15 protein-coding genes are annotated in these 14,555 nt (G+C 59.8%); 11 read left to right on the top strand and 4 right to left on the bottom strand.

What is annotated here, in order from left to right; translation table 11 throughout:
* Window positions 1-56: 56 nt before the first annotated feature.
* A complete protein-coding gene (locus WG936_RS03525; protein ID WP_339565125.1) occupies window positions 57-1,238 on the top strand; it encodes a MarP family serine protease in 1,182 nt (393 codons plus the stop codon).
* On the opposite strand, the gene WG936_RS03520 is transcribed toward WG936_RS03525, so the two are convergent.
* Complete coding sequence (locus WG936_RS03520) at window positions 1,231-1,944, bottom strand: alpha/beta fold hydrolase (RefSeq protein WP_339565052.1); 714 nt, start codon at window positions 1,942-1,944, stop codon at window positions 1,231-1,233. The genes WG936_RS03525 and WG936_RS03520 overlap by 8 nt on opposite strands.
* A 62-nt stretch (window positions 1,945-2,006) precedes the next feature.
* On the bottom strand, window positions 2,007-2,513 hold the full coding sequence (locus WG936_RS03515; RefSeq protein ID WP_339565051.1) for a phage holin family protein: 507 nt from the start codon (window positions 2,511-2,513) through the stop codon (window positions 2,007-2,009).
* 134 nt (window positions 2,514-2,647) lie between these two features.
* Between WG936_RS03515 and WG936_RS03510 the strand changes: the two genes are divergently transcribed.
* Window positions 2,648-2,803: a hypothetical protein gene (locus WG936_RS03510; protein WP_339572126.1), complete on the top strand. Its 156-nt coding sequence runs from the start codon at window positions 2,648-2,650 to the stop codon at window positions 2,801-2,803.
* 163 nt (window positions 2,804-2,966) lie between these two features.
* On the opposite strand, the gene WG936_RS03505 is transcribed toward WG936_RS03510, so the two are convergent.
* Window positions 2,967-3,779: an HAD family hydrolase gene (locus WG936_RS03505; RefSeq protein WP_339572125.1), complete on the bottom strand. Its 813-nt coding sequence runs from the start codon at window positions 3,777-3,779 to the stop codon at window positions 2,967-2,969.
* A 431-nt stretch (window positions 3,780-4,210) separates the two neighbouring features.
* On the opposite strand from WG936_RS03505, the gene ssd reads away from it, so the two are divergent.
* The 7 genes from ssd to WG936_RS03470 are packed head-to-tail and all read left to right on the top strand — an operon-like array spanning window position 4,211 to window position 8,518.
* The gene (gene ssd / locus WG936_RS03500) at window positions 4,211-5,242 is read left to right on the top strand and encodes a septum site-determining protein Ssd (protein WP_339572124.1); all 1,032 of its coding nucleotides are present in this window, start codon (window positions 4,211-4,213) and stop codon (window positions 5,240-5,242) included.
* Entirely contained in the window at window positions 5,239-6,372 is a 1,134-nt protein-coding gene (locus WG936_RS03495) for a TadA family conjugal transfer-associated ATPase (protein WP_339572123.1), read from the top strand. The genes ssd and WG936_RS03495 overlap by 4 nt, the downstream gene beginning before the upstream one ends.
* Entirely contained in the window at window positions 6,369-7,151 is a 783-nt protein-coding gene (locus WG936_RS03490; protein WP_339572122.1) for a type II secretion system F family protein, read from the top strand. The genes WG936_RS03495 and WG936_RS03490 overlap by 4 nt, the downstream gene beginning before the upstream one ends.
* A complete protein-coding gene (locus tag WG936_RS03485; RefSeq protein ID WP_339565046.1) occupies window positions 7,148-7,690 on the top strand; it encodes a type II secretion system F family protein in 543 nt (180 codons plus the stop codon). The genes WG936_RS03490 and WG936_RS03485 overlap by 4 nt, the downstream gene beginning before the upstream one ends.
* A 15-nt stretch (window positions 7,691-7,705) precedes the next feature.
* On the top strand, window positions 7,706-7,900 hold the full coding sequence (locus WG936_RS03480) for a DUF4244 domain-containing protein (RefSeq protein ID WP_339572121.1): 195 nt from the start codon (window positions 7,706-7,708) through the stop codon (window positions 7,898-7,900).
* Entirely contained in the window at window positions 7,875-8,201 is a 327-nt protein-coding gene (locus tag WG936_RS03475) for a hypothetical protein (protein WP_339565044.1), read from the top strand. The genes WG936_RS03480 and WG936_RS03475 overlap by 26 nt, the downstream gene beginning before the upstream one ends.
* Window positions 8,198-8,518, top strand: a complete 321-nt coding sequence (locus WG936_RS03470) for an Rv3654c family TadE-like protein (protein ID WP_339565043.1) — start codon at window positions 8,198-8,200, stop codon at window positions 8,516-8,518. Before WG936_RS03475 ends, WG936_RS03470 begins: the two co-directional genes overlap by 4 nt.
* A 3-nt stretch (window positions 8,519-8,521) precedes the next feature.
* On the opposite strand, the gene WG936_RS03465 is transcribed toward WG936_RS03470, so the two are convergent.
* Entirely contained in the window at window positions 8,522-10,867 is a 2,346-nt protein-coding gene (locus WG936_RS03465; RefSeq protein ID WP_339572120.1) for a DEAD/DEAH box helicase, read from the bottom strand.
* Between the two features lie 274 nt (window positions 10,868-11,141).
* Between WG936_RS03465 and WG936_RS03460 the strand changes: the two genes are divergently transcribed.
* On the top strand, window positions 11,142-11,345 hold the full coding sequence (locus WG936_RS03460; RefSeq protein ID WP_339572119.1) for a cold-shock protein: 204 nt from the start codon (window positions 11,142-11,144) through the stop codon (window positions 11,343-11,345).
* Window positions 11,346-11,574: 229 nt separating this feature from the next.
* Entirely contained in the window at window positions 11,575-14,529 is a 2,955-nt protein-coding gene (gene topA, locus WG936_RS03455; protein ID WP_339572118.1) for a type I DNA topoisomerase, read from the top strand.
* Window positions 14,530-14,555: the final 26 nt, after the last annotated feature.

Below are 14,555 nucleotides of genomic sequence, written 5' to 3'. Positions count from 1 at the left end.
TTGTTCATGGCTGATGCAGGAGTCTCGTGCCCACCTATCTAACAGACAACCCCGGTGTGATCGTCGATGTGCTTTTGGGGCTCGCACTGTGTGGTGCACTTGTGACGGGCTGGCGCCAAGGAGCTTTCTCCTCGGTGCTGTCAACGATAGGTGTCATTCTCGGCCTGGTGTGCGGAGCCGCAGCCGCGCCGCTCGTGATGAGCTATACCGAAAGCACTGCCTTTCGCTTCTTGCTTGCCCTCGGCACAGTGCTGCTGCTCATCGGCATCGGCAACATGCTAGGTGGAGTCATCGGGGGACGGCTGCGGCAGAACATGCGGACCAAGTCTGCGCAGCGCATTGATTCCGCTGTCGGCTCGGTTTTTCAGGTGCTGGCGACATTGATCGTTGCCTGGCTCATCGCGATCCCGCTCGCTACCGCAGCTCCTGGGTCCATAGCCCGGGGTATCTCTGGCTCAAAGATTCTGCAAGGGGTGGACAGGTTCGCCCCGGCGCAGCTGCACGCACTGCCGAACCAGATCTCGGCCATGCTGAATGAGTCCGGTCTCCCGCCGCTGCTTTCTCCATTTGAGGCGGCATCCTCCGCCGAGGTGGCAGCACCACGCATTGAGGTGGAGAACCGCGCCATGGTCGAGGACCTGCGCGATTCGGTTGTGCACGTTACTGGACAAGCAGCGAAATGCCGACACACACTCTCCGGCTCAGGCTTCGTCGTATCCGATGACTATGTGCTCACTAACGCCCACGTAGTAGCCGGTACCGAGTCTGTGGAACTGGATACCGTGCTGGGCGTACGAGAGGCCACCGTGGTGCTTTATGACCCAGGAGTGGATGTTGCAGTGCTGCATGCGCCCGGCCTCGGACTTGAGCCGCTGCAGTGGGCATCGGAACCGGCAGAAACGGGTGCCGACGCCGTTGTCATGGGCTACCCAGGCTCCGGCCCCTTCACTGCTACCTCGGCCCGCATCCGCGATCGCATCACCATCAACGGGCCAGATATCTACGCAGGAAGCCGGCTGGACCGTGAGGCATACACACTGCGCGGCTCCGTGCGGCAGGGCAATTCGGGTGGCCCGCTCACTACAGCAGATGGTGAGCTGCTCGGAATGATCTTCGGCGCTGCCGCGGACACTACCGATACTGGATATGCGTTGACTAAGGAAGAAATCATGCAGACCATTGGTGACTACACGGCGCTCACCGCTACCGTGAACACCCAGGAATGCGTACTCAAATAGTCCGCAGGCTCTCTGCCCACTCTTCCGGATTCTTAAGGAAGGGCATCCCGGTGAGCTGATGGATGTGAAGCTCAGGTTGGGCTGTCCAATTCAGCGGCAGCGGTACTAGCGCGAGCCGCGCATGCCGGACGCGAGGTTGTTGCGTACCGCCCACTGCATAAGACAGGGCGCGCAGACGCCTGAGTTCGGCGTCGTGATGTGGGAGTAATGAGCGGAGCGCTACTTGTTCGGGAAGCCGTTGGCAGGCGCGTGCGTGCAGAACGCGGAGGCGGCTTTGTAGCGGGTTGCGTGGGGTCAGGGGATCTATTAGCTGGAGTCCGCGGACGCGTTCTGGGTAATTGGCCGCGAGGGTCGTCGCCACGCGGGCTGCGGACCCCACCGCCACCACAGTAGCTGCGCCATGGCCCAGCGCTCGGATCATGCCGTTGACGTCCCCCACCGCGTGCCGCATGGAATAGCCGCTAGGTGGTTTGTCGGACAGGTCAAAGCCACGGGCAGACATCGCTGCGACGTGGAAGTGCTGGGCAGCCGGCGCAATGGCGTGGCGAAAATCGAACCAGCCACCGAGGCAGTCATGCAGCAGCAGGAGTAACGGCCGGGCAGTATCGCCCGCCACGGCGGCATGTAGCCGTGTGCCTCGGGTGTGCACTAGCTCGTGTTCGAAAGGGCCCGGAAGCGCCAGTTCGGTGGGGGAAATCTTCTTCATAATTGTGGGTGGCCACGAAAAACGCCCACCTTGAACAGCAGGCGGGCGCGGGCCGTTCGTACCTAGGAGTACAGGCCGTGATTCTTAGCTTCGAGCTTCTTAGTGGCCTGTCCGGGGACCAGGTTCTTCATTTCCTGCACAGACTCGATCGTCTTTGCCGGGGCCTTAACCTGCTTGACCTTCTTCAGGCCGACGAAAGCGAGGATGCCCGCGAGAGCCAGCATGATCAGGAAGACGATAAGGAAAGCGGCCCAGGTTTGTACCCACAGGTCCAGTAGCTCGGCGAGGAAGAAGAAAAAGAAGAACGAGCTGTAGAGCGCGATCGTGCCTGCGGCGCCGAACAAGCCTCCACCGATGGCACCCTTCTTAGCGCTGTCGGCGATCTCGGTCTTGGCGAGCTCCACCTCGGCGCGGAACAGGCTCGACATTTGTGCAGTCGCGTCGCTCACCAGGTCACCAATGGAGCCCTGGCCCGCTGCGCGGGAATCCACATCGGAAAGAGGGATAGCGTTCACCCGAGGGGCGAAGTTATCGTCGCCTGCGGTGTATAGCCCCTTGGCATTGCTCACGGTAATCCTCCAAAATCAGTTTTGCGATGTTTGTTATAAAGCCTGCAGTCAATCGTGCCACGAAAATCGCGCTGGTGCGAACAACTAGTTATATATTAGCCTGCGCAGAGCGATCGGCAGGGAGATAGAGCCTAGTGTCTGGGCGCGCACCGCCGCGGTGCTACCGGCGCCGTACCTCCAGTGCTGTGGGTTTGAGGGCACGAAATTGGTTGCGGCCCGGCGCAGTGATTTCCGCCGCGCTTATCGACGTCCTACCTGCAGAAACCGTTTCTGGCACGGCCGTTCGCTAGCCTCATCTTCATGGTTTAGTTGCCGGTTTTCGTGCGGAGCGTTGCGGGAAATATCGCAGGCCAGCTGAACTGCAAAGTTGCAGCTTTGCAACAACTCGCACACGTAACAGTCTCAGAGGTTATAAACGCAGGTTTCCTGTGGAGGTTGACTTTGGGGTGCCGCTCAGGCTGTGCCTTTGTTGTTTTTGTAGAGCCAAATCCCGCCGGCCGTGAGCGCGGCGACGCCAGCAACCACTCCAGTTCCGATAGAAACTTCCCGCGTGGTTGGGACAGTAAACAGGGGCACTGGGTTCTTAAAGGACTTGATCTCCCAGTTGTTGGCGATTGCTGCACGACGCAACGCACGATCGGGGTTCACCGCCACGGCATTGCCGACGCATTCCAGCATCGGGATGTCCGTTGAGGAGTCGGAATAGGCGAAGCTTCGGTCGAGGTCGTAGCCGTGTTCTTTTGCGAGTCTCCGGATCTCATTGGCCTTCGCGGGCCCTTTCGCGTAGAACAACACTTCGCCGGTGAGGACACCGTCCTTGGTCGCAAGCTCGGTGGCTACGATCTGATCCACTCCAAGTTCTTTCGCGATGGGGGCCACCAGCTCTGTGGCAGAGGCGGAGATGATGATGACGTCATGGCCTAGGTTCTGGTGGAAGTTGATGAGGTCCCTGGCCTCTGCGTAGATCGCCGGAGATACCACGTTTTTCATCGTCTCTTCCGCGATCTGGCGCACTTGTGCGATCTCCCAGCCCGCGATCATCGTGGTCAGCTGGTCGCGGGTGTTGTCCATCTGTTCGCTGGTGTGGCCTGCAAGGATGTAGGTTGCTTGGGCCAAACTCATTTGGAGGGCAGCGCGAGGCGAGATGAGCCCGCTGCCTATGAACTCCTTGCCGAATGCGTATGCGGAGCTCGTGGCAATGATCGTTTTGTCCAGGTCAAAAAAGGCAGCGACACGTGGGGACTGGAGCTCGGTGCTTGCAGTCACGGCAGTGTTTAGGCCTTCGGATTTCACAACTACCTAGTGTAACTGGAGTCGTAGCTGGCTGGCCGGGCGTCGCTGCTCCTGTCAGCAACTTCCTGCAGTTATCACAGTTTGGTTGAGGTGAGGACAAAAGCGATTCCGTTCATTGTGTTGGTTCATGTGGCGTGTATAATTACCGATGCAGGGCCCCGATATACCGTGTGGCCAGCCCCGGCACGACCCCCCTGTTGTCGGGTAAGAAAATAGACGGCCCGCGCAACCCCCCCGAAGCGCGGGCCGTCGCCTTTTCTTTGTAATCGCTCCCTAAGTGCTTTGGCTGAACCTGGGGTGCGTTATCCACAAAGAAATGTTGAACTGGCCACAATTGCTCGAGTTATCCACAGCTCTGGCCGCAGGCGTGCCCCGGAGCGGAAAAGCTGCGTCATCCTAGCTGCATGAAGTCAAGCATTGTGGTTGCAGTCGCAGATCCAGCCCTACATCCTGAGGTGATGCACATCGCAGCAGCGACGGGGCGCAGCATTGTCGACGCGACTGCCGTAGCCACATTGCGGAGCGCTGCGCCTCGCGCTGACGCAGTGCTGCTGGACAGGGAGATGGCCAGCGAATTGGGGATGGCACTTGAACAACCACGGGTGTTTTTCGTTGCCGGGGATCCGGGGCCGGTCGATTGGCAGCTGGCGCTACGGTGCGGAGCTACTGATGGCTTCGTAGTTCCCGCACAGGCGCCCGACCTGCTGCGCGTACTGGGGCAACGGCCACGAGAACAGCATTCCTCAGCTTTGGCGATCGGTGTGGTGGGCGCGGTGGGTGGTTGCGGGACCAGTGTTTTTGCATCGGCACTGGCGCAAGAACTTGGTGCTGGTGCGGTGCTCATTGACGCAGATCCATTTTCAGGTGGTCTTGACCTTTTGCTTGGGGCTGAAGAGTGCCTCGGGGCGCGTTGGAATGATCTGAGCTTGGAGCACGGACCGGTCGACGGTGATGATCTCTTGCAGGCCTTGCCAGAGGCACAGGGGGTTAGGGTGCTCACCGTGGCGCGCGGCAGAGGGACAGTTGCCAGTGTTTCTGCCTCCGCCGTTGCCGCAGCTGTGGAATCGGTACGGGGCCAGCCCACAGTGGTGGATCTACCACGACATTTGCTCGAGGCTCAGGACGTGGTGCAAAAGCTCGGTGCGTTAGTGGTGCTCGTCCCGGCAGAACTGCGGGCGGTAGCGGCTGTGGTCGCTGAGCTCACCGCATTGCGGGCTGCGGGCTGCGGCGCCTCGATCGTGTGTGTTGTGCGGCATCGCGGGTGGTCCGGATTGGATGAGGCGGAGGTGGCAACGCTAGGCGGTGTTGAGGTAGCTGCAGCAATCCCTACGGTAGCTGGCCTAGCGAAGAGCATTGAGTTGCGAGGCATGGTACGTGTCCCACGATCACTGCGGCAGGCGGCGCGGTTGGTGCGGGAGGCGGTGTCTTCCCAATGAGTATTGATTCGGGGTTGATAGACCGCATCCACGTACGGCTTGCTTCCCGGCCGCGGGAGGGCGGCGGGGTAAATGCCGCCGATGTTGCGGCAATTGTGCGCGAGGAGGCTGGCGTTATCAGTGATCTTGATTTGCTCGATGTGCTGCGAATTGTCCGCCAAGAATCGCATGGCGCTGGGCCCCTTGATCGGATACTGGGGATTCCGGGGGTGACAGACGTGCTGGTTAACGGTGCCACTGAAGTGTGGTTTGACCGCGGTGAGGGGCTGGAGCTGGCCGAGCTCACCTTTGAATCTGAGGAGCAAGTACGCCAGCTTGCAGTTCGGCTCGCCGTGGCCTGTGGTCGCCGCCTGGACGACGCCCAACCCTACGCAGACGGGCGACTATTGCGTGACGACGGCACGAGCATCCGAATCCACGCCATTGTCCCGCCACTAAGCGAAGCCGGCACCTGCATTTCCTTGCGGGTGCTTCGCCAGGCCGCGCTTAGGTTGACCCAATTGGTGGACTCGGGCACGGTGACGGTTGAAGCAGCTGGGGTGCTGCGCTCGGTGATAGAGCAGCGGCATTCCTTTCTCGTGGTGGGAGGTACAGGATCTGGTAAAACAACGCTCCTTTCGGCGCTGCTGGCCGAGGTTCCTGAACGTGAGCGGATCATCTGTATCGAGGACACCCCTGAGCTACGCCCGCTGCATCCGCATGTACTCAACTTGGTGACACGCAACTTGAACATTGAGGGAGCGGGTGCGGTGAGTATGGCGGACCTGCTTAAGCAGGCGCTAAGGATGCGGCCAGATCGTATTGTGTTGGGCGAGATTCGCGGCGCAGAGGTAGTGGATCTGCTTGCTGCGCTCAATACCGGCCATGACGGCGGTGCCGGGACGGTGCATGCCAACTCAGCTCGTGAAGTGCCTGCCCGAATGGAGGCGCTCGCGATGTTAGGAGGTCTTGGTGCGGAGGCGTTGCAACGGCAATTTTCGGCTGCTGTGCGCTACATCGTTGTGATGGAGAAGTCCCATATGGGACGACGCGTTTCAGAGATTGCGAAAGTGTCCGGTTTTCCATTGCAGATAGAAACTATATGGAAAAGCGATGATCAAATACTTCCATTACGGGGTGCTTCCATATGATAAGTGTGCAGCTCATGGCGGTGGCTATCGCGGAAATACTCGAAGCGGCAGCCCCGATTCGCCGGGTGCGTCCATCGGAGAACCGACTTCCGGCAGCTCCGATCTTGGCGATACCGTTCGCGGGATTCGTGCTCTACCACGGCGCTGGAGTGGCCGTCAGCGCTCTGATGGTGGGCCTGACAATCGGATGGATTTTGCGCCAACGACTAAAAGAAAAGCGGCGTCGTCAGGCAGCCGAAGCGACCGCAGCGATAGTGGGAAGTCTGGCTGAAAACATCAAGGGTGGGGCTTCGCCGCAACAGTCGTGGGCGCATGTCGCGTCCGAGCCGCCCGCAACGATACCGATGGCCATGCGCGACGTGGTGGCACTAGCTGCGCGGCGCTGCGCCGCAGGCGCGAGTGCCGCTACCGTTTTGTTGGAGGCCCCAGCAGAGTTCTCTGACCTGCGTGCGACGGGACACTTATGGTCCGTCGCAGAACGACGCGGCATCGGGGTATCAACCCTATTACGTCATATGCAGCAACGCATTGATGCGGCAGTGCGCCATGAGCGGGCCACAGTGGCCGCACTACAAGGTCCACGGGCAACTGCGATCATTTTGGCCCTGCTGCCACTCGCAGGTATCGGAATGGGTACCGCGATGGGAGCCAATCCGGTGAGCTTTTTGACGGGGACCACTACTGGTGCCGCATTGTTGCTCAGCGGCACCAGTTTGGCCTGCACGGGCTTCGTGTGGGTTGAACTGATCGTGTCTCGAGCAGCTGGTGGTACGCGATGATGTGGACAGTGTGGTGCGCCCTCAGCCTCCTCGTCGCTGCCCCTAAGGCGGCCACGAGAATACGCACGCGGGCCGAACCAACAGTGCGGGCACGTGATGGTCCGTACCAAGCCCTCAGCCATGCCGCTGACATAGAACTGTTTGCCGCCTGCCTGGCTTCTGGTGCCACCCTTGCAGTTGCTGCCGAAGTAGTAGCTGACGTGAGTGGAACGGCCCGGCAGCAGTGGTCCAGCGTCGCCGCGATGCTGGCCATCGGTGTCGATGCGCGTACTGCCTGGACTCCCATGCGGGATGCCACAGAGCTTGCGGAAGTAGCCCGCGTGGCAAAGATATCCGAACGTTCGGGCAGCGCACTGGCAACTTCCTGCGTCCGCATCGCAGAGGACATCAGGCAACGAACATCAGATAGCGCCACCGCGGCCGCAGAGCGGGCAGGCGTATTCATCGCCCTACCGCTGGCCCTGTGTTTCCTGCCCGCCTTCTTCATTCTCGGGCTGGCACCAATCGTCATCAATCTAACTGCCACCATGATTCCCTAATCCAAGGAGAAAGCAATGTTCCGAAAAATCTCAAGCTCCGTAACCACGTTCATCCGCGACGAGGAGGGTATGAGCACTATTGAGTACGCGATGGGCTCCCTCGCGGCGGCCGCCCTGGCTGCAGTGCTGTACACCGTTGTCAACGGTGACCAAGTGGTAACAGCTATCCAAAACATCCTGACAGATGCGCTGTCCAACACACCGGCCTAGCGCGCTTCTCGACGACAACGGCTCAGTCACCATCGAAGCGGCCTTTGGCCTCGCGGGGATTGTGACCGTGACGTTGCTGGTGGTGTCCGCCATGATCACGCTAGCTAGCTACATCGCTGCCGTGGACATGGCGGGAGCCGCAGCGCGAGCACATTCCCTAGGGGAGACTTTTGAACCCGAACGTGGTGAGGTGGCGCTGAGCAGCGACGGCACGTGGGCGACCGCAACGGTTTCCATTGACACTGGCGTGGTGCCGATCTCCGCAAGTGCGGTGTACCCAGCAGAAATGGCCACATCGTGACAGCGCGTGGTGAGGAAGGAAACATCACGATTACTGCTGCGGGAGCAATTGCCGCGCTCATCGCGCTGCTGTTAGTCATCGCCGTAGCTGCGCGCGGAGTAATTGCTGCGCACCAAGCTCAAGTGGCAGCGGAAGGCGCAGCGCTAGCCGGGGCTCATGCGGCCTTCGATGCGTCTTCGCAGCCATGCGAACGAGCCCGTGAGACAGCTGAACGTAATGGTGCCGAGCTGGCCTCGTGTCGGGTGGACAACGTGGATGTGGAGGTGAGAGCGGAGATCCGGGGGCGCCAAGCAACCTCGCGCGCCGGGCCAGTGTGAGTCCTAGGCGTGCAGTGATACCAAGGCGCCGAGGAGACTGATTGCGCCAGCCTTGTTCAGTGGCTGGTTGCCGTTCCCACACTTGGGAGACTGCACGCACGACGGGCAGCCACTGTCGCAAGTGCAGGAGCGGACTGTCTCAAAAGTGGCTGTGATCCACTCCTGGAAGCGTTGGAAGCCGTGGTCGGCAAAGCCTGCCCCGCCGGGGTGACCGTCGTAAACGAAGACGGTTGGTAGTCCCGTGTCTGGGTGTTGCGCGGTGGAAACCCCACCGATATCCCAGCGGTCGCAAGTGGCTAGCAGTGGCAGCATGCCGATCGCAGCGTGTTCTGCCGCATGCAGGGTGCCGGGGATATCGGCTGCTGAGATGCCGAGCGAGGATAGCGTCAGCGGGTCCACGGTGTAGGCCACAGCGCGTGTGATGAGTCGTTGCGCTGGCATGTCGAGTGCAACGGAGTCGAGCACGGTGCCGTCGGCAAGCTTGGTTACATAAGAGGTGACCTGGGTGGTAACTTCCACATCCACTGCGGCAACCCATACCCCGCCACCGAGCTCCCGGATGTTTTCTCCCGGGCCGTCGATGATTCGAATGTCGGTGCTGCTGCGAGAGAAAGTAGACCAGTCCGGGGCCTCAGGGTCAGCAAGGGCAAGGTGATCGTCGAGGTGTAGTTCCTGAATCACGTACGTTTCACCCTGGTGCATGTACACAGCACCGGGGTGTACCTGAGCAGGCGCACGCTCGGAATCGATGGTGCCCAACACTCGACCGGTGGTGGATTCTACGATCAGTACTTCGGCAGTCGAGCTGCCGCGGAGACCGAGCAGCTGATGGGCCGTATCCGGGGACAGGGCGTTGGCATCTGCAGCAGTCACGGCAAACCAACCGTGGGGGCGGCGCCGCAGCAGCCCCTCAGATTCAAGCTGTCGGACAACTTCGGCTGCCCCAAACATGGCAATGTCGGCCGCTGTGAGGGCCTTTTCGATTGCGGCGCAATAGACATGGCCCCGCAACACGAATGGATTCTTAGGGTCGAAGATGACCCGCTCAATGGGACGCTGAAGCAGCGCCTCCGGATGGTGGATGAGGTAGTTGTCCAGCGGCTCATCGCGGGCGACAAACACCACCAGCGATCCCTGTCCACGGCGACCCGCCCGGCCAGCTTGCTGCCAGAAGGAGGCTATCGTGCCGGGGAATCCGGCAGTTACGACGGCATCCAAGCCACCAATGTCAATACCTAGCTCGAGGGCATTGGTTGTGGCGACACCAAGCAACGAGCCGTCATCAAGCATGTGTTCGAGGCGCCGTCGATCCTCCGCAAGATAGCCGGCCCGGTAGGAAGCAACACGCTGCGCAAAGTCGGGTTTTCCCAGCAGTGTGAGTTCTTCGGCAGTCCGCAGCGCCACCACTTCGGCCCCGCGGCGGGAACGGACAAAAGTGAGTGTGCGAGCCCCCTCGGAAATGGCGCTGGCCATGATGCCTGCAGCTTCGCTCGTCGCGGCACGGCGCACAGGTGCCCCGTTTTCTCCTTCTGCGCCGTCGATAAGCCCGGGCTCCCACAGCATGACCGTTCGCGCACCTGTTGGAGCGCCGTCCTGGGTGACCGCATGCACGGGGGAGCCAATGAGGTTTTCCGCATGCTCGCCTGGGTCTGTGGCGGTGGCGGAAGCGAGGATGAAAACCGGCTCACTGCCATAGCTGGCAGCAATACGTCGCAGGCGCCGGATGACTAGTGCAACATGTGCCCCGAACACCCCGCGGTAGCTGTGGCATTCGTCGATCACCACGAATTTTAAGTGGCGTAGCAGGCGCCCCCACCGCACATGGTTTGCTAGTAGTGAAGCGTGCACCATATCGGGGTTGCTGAAAATGAATCGCGAGGAATCTCGAATGCCGCTGCGCGCGTCGGTTGGGGTATCTCCGTCATAAGGCGCAGGGGCGATGCTGCGCAGCTCAGGGATGTCCCCGGTGAGTCGCAAGGCGGTGCTGAGCTGGTCTGAGCCCAAGGCCTTTGTAGGAGTTAAATACAATGCGCACGCTGTCGGATCTGCCTGCAGGGCAGACAAGATCGGTAGCAAGTAGCCGAGCGACTTGCCGGAGGAGGTCCCCGTGGACACCACCACGTGTTGTCCGTCGAAGGCGCGTTGTGCCACCTCGGCTTGATGGGAAAACAACTGCTTGATCCCGGTGTCTGTTAGGTGCGCCCGCAGGGCGGGAAAAACCCAATCCGGCCAATCAGCATAGACGGCAGGGCGTGGCGGAATCGTCTCCAGGTGAGTGCAGGTGGATTGCGGGTACCGGCGCTGAATGAAGTCAGCGATTTCAGTGCCTATCGTGTGGAATTCGGCCATCAGTGTCCCTTTTTCGCCTGTTGAAATAAATTTCTTTTGAGTGTTGACCTGCGCTTTTGATTGTTTTTCCAGTTTAGGGCTATCGCCGTCACCAATTTCATGACACACTGGAACTCGGTCGCAGCTTTTCCAAGTGCAGTGTTACATAGCGCTCGCAGAGGATTTTGTTATTGCGAGCGCTCATTCTCTTTCGAGTGAATGAGAGTTCACAACGACCCGGTACTCCCTTCAAATTGCGGGAATACTGCTTCGTTCGAAAGAAAAAGGTTTTAATATGGCACAGGGTACTGTGAAGTGGTTCAACGCTGAAAAGGGCTTTGGTTTCATTGCTCCGGCTGATGGATCCGCAGATGTCTTCGTTCACTACTCCGAGATCCAGGGCAACGGTTTCCGTACCCTCGAGGAGAATCAGCAGGTTGAGTTCGAGATCGGTGAAGGCGCAAAGGGCCCACAGGCTCAGAACGTCAACGCTGTCTAAGAGAATTCTCTGGCATCGCCCGGTCACTTCCACATTGTGGAGGGGCCGGGTTTTGTTGTGCCTGAACCCTTCCTGGGAGCGGGTATCGAAGGCCTTTCTGGTTGATCGGACGAGCAATATTCGCCCCTGAAATTGTCTAAAACATGACCAGTGCGTAGTAGAGCCATATATAACTGTGTACGGTAGTGGAGAAAAGCTCGGTCCGGAGTCGGAAAAGAAAGTTGGCAAGGTGGCAGATTCGAATGCAGGCGTCAAGCGCCTCGTGATCGTGGAGTCGGCGACTAAGGCGAAGAAGATCCAGCCTTACCTGGGTAAGGATTACATCGTCGAGGCGTCCGTCGGTCACATTCGAGACCTTCCGCGGGGTGCCGCGGATGTGCCGACCAAATACAAGAAGGAATCCTGGGCTCGTCTCGGTGTGGACACCGACCATGGATTCGCGCCCCTGTACGTGGTCAGCTCGGACAAGAAGAAGAAGGTCGCGGACCTTAAGTCCAAGCTCAAAGAAGTTGATGAGCTGCTGCTAGCAACAGACCCCGACCGTGAAGGCGAGGCCATTGCTTGGCATTTGCTTGAGGTGCTCAAGCCTAAAGTGCCGGTAAAGCGCATGGTGTTCAACGAGATCACCAAGCCAGCGATTATTGCTGCGGCTGAAAATACTCGTGAGCTGGACGATAACCTCGTCGATGCTCAAGAAACCCGCCGTATCCTAGACCGTCTCTACGGTTATGAAGTCTCCCCGGTGTTGTGGAAGAAAGTCATGCCACGACTGTCCGCCGGGCGAGTGCAGTCCGTGGCCACCCGCGTCATCGTGGAGCGGGAGCGCGAGCGGATGGCTTTCAAGTCTGCAAGTTACTGGGATTTGAATGCCGAGCTCGCGACGGACAAGCAATCCAGCCCGGAGAACCCGACTGAATTCGCGGCGCGGCTGACGGCCGTCGATAAGCAGCGCGTTGCCCAAGGGCGCGACTTTAACGACCGCGGCGAGCTGAAGAGCAAGGGCGTCGTGGCGCTCGACGAGGCGAAAGCGAAGCAGCTTGCCGACGCCCTGAACGGCCAACTCATGTCGGTGGACAGCGTCGAAGAGAAGCCTTACACGCGGCGCCCATACCCACCATTCATGACGTCGACGCTGCAGCAGGAAGCCGGCCGCAAGCTCCACTACACCTCGGAGCGCACCATGCGTATTGCGCAGCGGCTTTACGAAAACGGCCACATCACCTATATGCGTACCGACTCGACCACGCTGTCTCAGTCCGGCATCCAAGCGGCGCGGCAGCAGGCCAGCGAGCTGTACGGCGAGAAGTTCGTGGCTGACCAACCAAGGCAGTACACCCGCAAAGTTAAGAACTCGCAGGAAGCACACGAGGCGATCCGCCCAGCTGGCGAGACTTTTGCTACGCCGGGACAGCTGCATGGCCAGCTCGACGCCGAGGAATTCAAGCTTTATGAACTAATCTGGCAGCGCACCGTCGCTTCCCAGATGGCCGATGCCCGCGGCACCTCGATGAAGGTGACCATTGCGGGTACCGCAACCAGTGGTGAACGGGTTGAATTCGCAGCCACGGGCCGGACCATCACCTTCCCTGGCTTCCTCAAGGCCTATGTGGAGACCACCCAGCTTGAGGATGGTCGGGATGTGGCTGACAACGCCGAGAAGCGCCTGCCTCCACTGGCAGCGGGCGATGCTCTTGCCACTCGGGACATTAAGGCGGAAGGGCACGCAACGAACCCGCCGGCCCGCTATACCGAAGCTTCGTTGGTGAAGAAGATGGAGGACCTCGGTATCGGGCGTCCATCGACCTATGCGTCGATCATCAAAACGATCCAGGATCGTGGCTATGTGTTCTCGCGCGGTAATGCGTTAGTGCCTTCCTGGGTCGCCTTCGCTGTGGTTGGGCTGCTGGAGCAAAACTTCTCCTCCCTGGTTGACTACGACTTCACTTCCTCGATGGAGGATGAACTCGATGAGATCGCGGCCGGTAATGAAGATCGAACTGACTGGTTGAACAGCTTTTACTTCGGCAATGCCGAGGCCAGTGAAAAGATGGCTGACTCGATTGCGCGCCAGGGCGGTCTGAAGTCCTTGGTCGGTGACAACCTCGAGCATATCGACGCCCGTGAAGTGAACTCTTTGCGCCTGTTCGTGGATTCTGAAGGCCGCGACATCGTGGTCCGGGTGGGTCGTTTCGGACCGTATCTGGAGCGGGTCGTTGGCAAGAACGCTGACGGCGAGCCGGAGTACCAGCGCGCAAATCTGCCGGAATCTACTACCCCTGATGAGCTTTCGCTCGCTGCCGCTGAGAAGCTTTTTGCCATCCCACAAGGCGGCCGCGAACTGGGAGTTAATCCCGCGAATGGCCGCACCATCGTGGCAAAGGATGGCCGTTATGGCCCTTATGTGACCGAGCAGGTCTTGGCAGAGGAACGCGAGCGCGTTGCTGCGCAGGCTGAAGAGATCGTGGCTGCAGAGCGTGCCGAAGAAGACGCGCAGCGTAAAGCAGAGGGGAAGCGCGCTAAGAACTGGGACACTAAGACTGCGGCAACGCAGAAAGAAAAGCGGATCAACCAGATCATCGAGGAAACCCTCAAACCCGGAACGGCTTCGCTGTTTTCCACCATGGAACCATCCTCGGTCACTCTCGAAGATGCCCTGCGACTGCTGTCCTTGCCACGCGAAGTGGGCGTTGATCCGTCCGATGGTGAGACGATCACAGCCCAGAATGGTCGCTATGGCCCGTATTTGAAGAAGGGCAGCGACTCCCGCTCCCTGGCCAATGAAGAACAAATCTTCACCGTAACCTTGGAGGAAGCGCGCCGGATTTACTCGGAGCCTAAGCGTCGTGGACGCAGCGCCACCGCTGCAGCACCACTGAAGGTGCTTGGCGATAACGATGTCTCAGGAAAGCCAATGCAGGTCAAGGACGGCCGTTTCGGGCCGTACGTCACCGACGGCACTACCAACGCCTCCCTACGTAAGGGAGACAACCCAGAGACGCTTACCGACGCGCGTGCTAATGAGCTGCTTTCCGAGCGACGGGCTAAAGAAGCTGCCGATGGAGGCGCTCCGAAAAAGAACTCTCGGAAGAAGACTCCCACGAAGAAGGCATCAAAGAAAACCACCAAGAAGGCCGTGAAGCAGACTACTAAACGTGTTGTTAAAGCAGGTGCGCGGAAGAAGTAGCGTTGGCCGCCCCTGGTGAATTATCC

It is taken from the genome of Corynebacterium sp. H127, from assembly GCF_037482665.1.
Lineage (GTDB): Bacteria > Actinomycetota > Actinomycetes > Mycobacteriales > Mycobacteriaceae > Corynebacterium.
Note: the sequence above shows the minus strand (reverse complement) of the source record. Positions and strands in the feature narration are given on the sequence as shown.

Excerpts from the sequence above, each read along its gene's own strand:
- WG936_RS03495 (WP_339572123.1), top strand. The coding sequence starts at position 5,239 with ATGAGTATTGATTCGGGGTTGATAGACCGCATCCACGTACGGCTTGCT.
- WG936_RS03485 (WP_339565046.1), top strand. The coding sequence starts at position 7,148 with ATGATGTGGACAGTGTGGTGCGCCCTCAGCCTCCTCGTCGCTGCCCCT.
- WG936_RS03460 (WP_339572119.1), top strand. The coding sequence starts at position 11,142 with ATGGCACAGGGTACTGTGAAGTGGTTCAACGCTGAAAAGGGCTTTGGT.
- WG936_RS03475 (WP_339565044.1), top strand. The coding sequence starts at position 7,875 with ATGCGCTGTCCAACACACCGGCCTAGCGCGCTTCTCGACGACAACGGC.
- WG936_RS03490 (WP_339572122.1), top strand. The coding sequence starts at position 6,369 with ATGATAAGTGTGCAGCTCATGGCGGTGGCTATCGCGGAAATACTCGAA.
- WG936_RS03520 (WP_339565052.1), bottom strand. The coding sequence starts at position 1,944 with ATGAAGAAGATTTCCCCCACCGAACTGGCGCTTCCGGGCCCTTTCGAA.
- ssd (WP_339572124.1), top strand. The coding sequence starts at position 4,211 with ATGAAGTCAAGCATTGTGGTTGCAGTCGCAGATCCAGCCCTACATCCT.
- WG936_RS03465 (WP_339572120.1), bottom strand. The coding sequence starts at position 10,867 with ATGGCCGAATTCCACACGATAGGCACTGAAATCGCTGACTTCATTCAG.
- WG936_RS03480 (WP_339572121.1), top strand. The coding sequence starts at position 7,706 with ATGTTCCGAAAAATCTCAAGCTCCGTAACCACGTTCATCCGCGACGAG.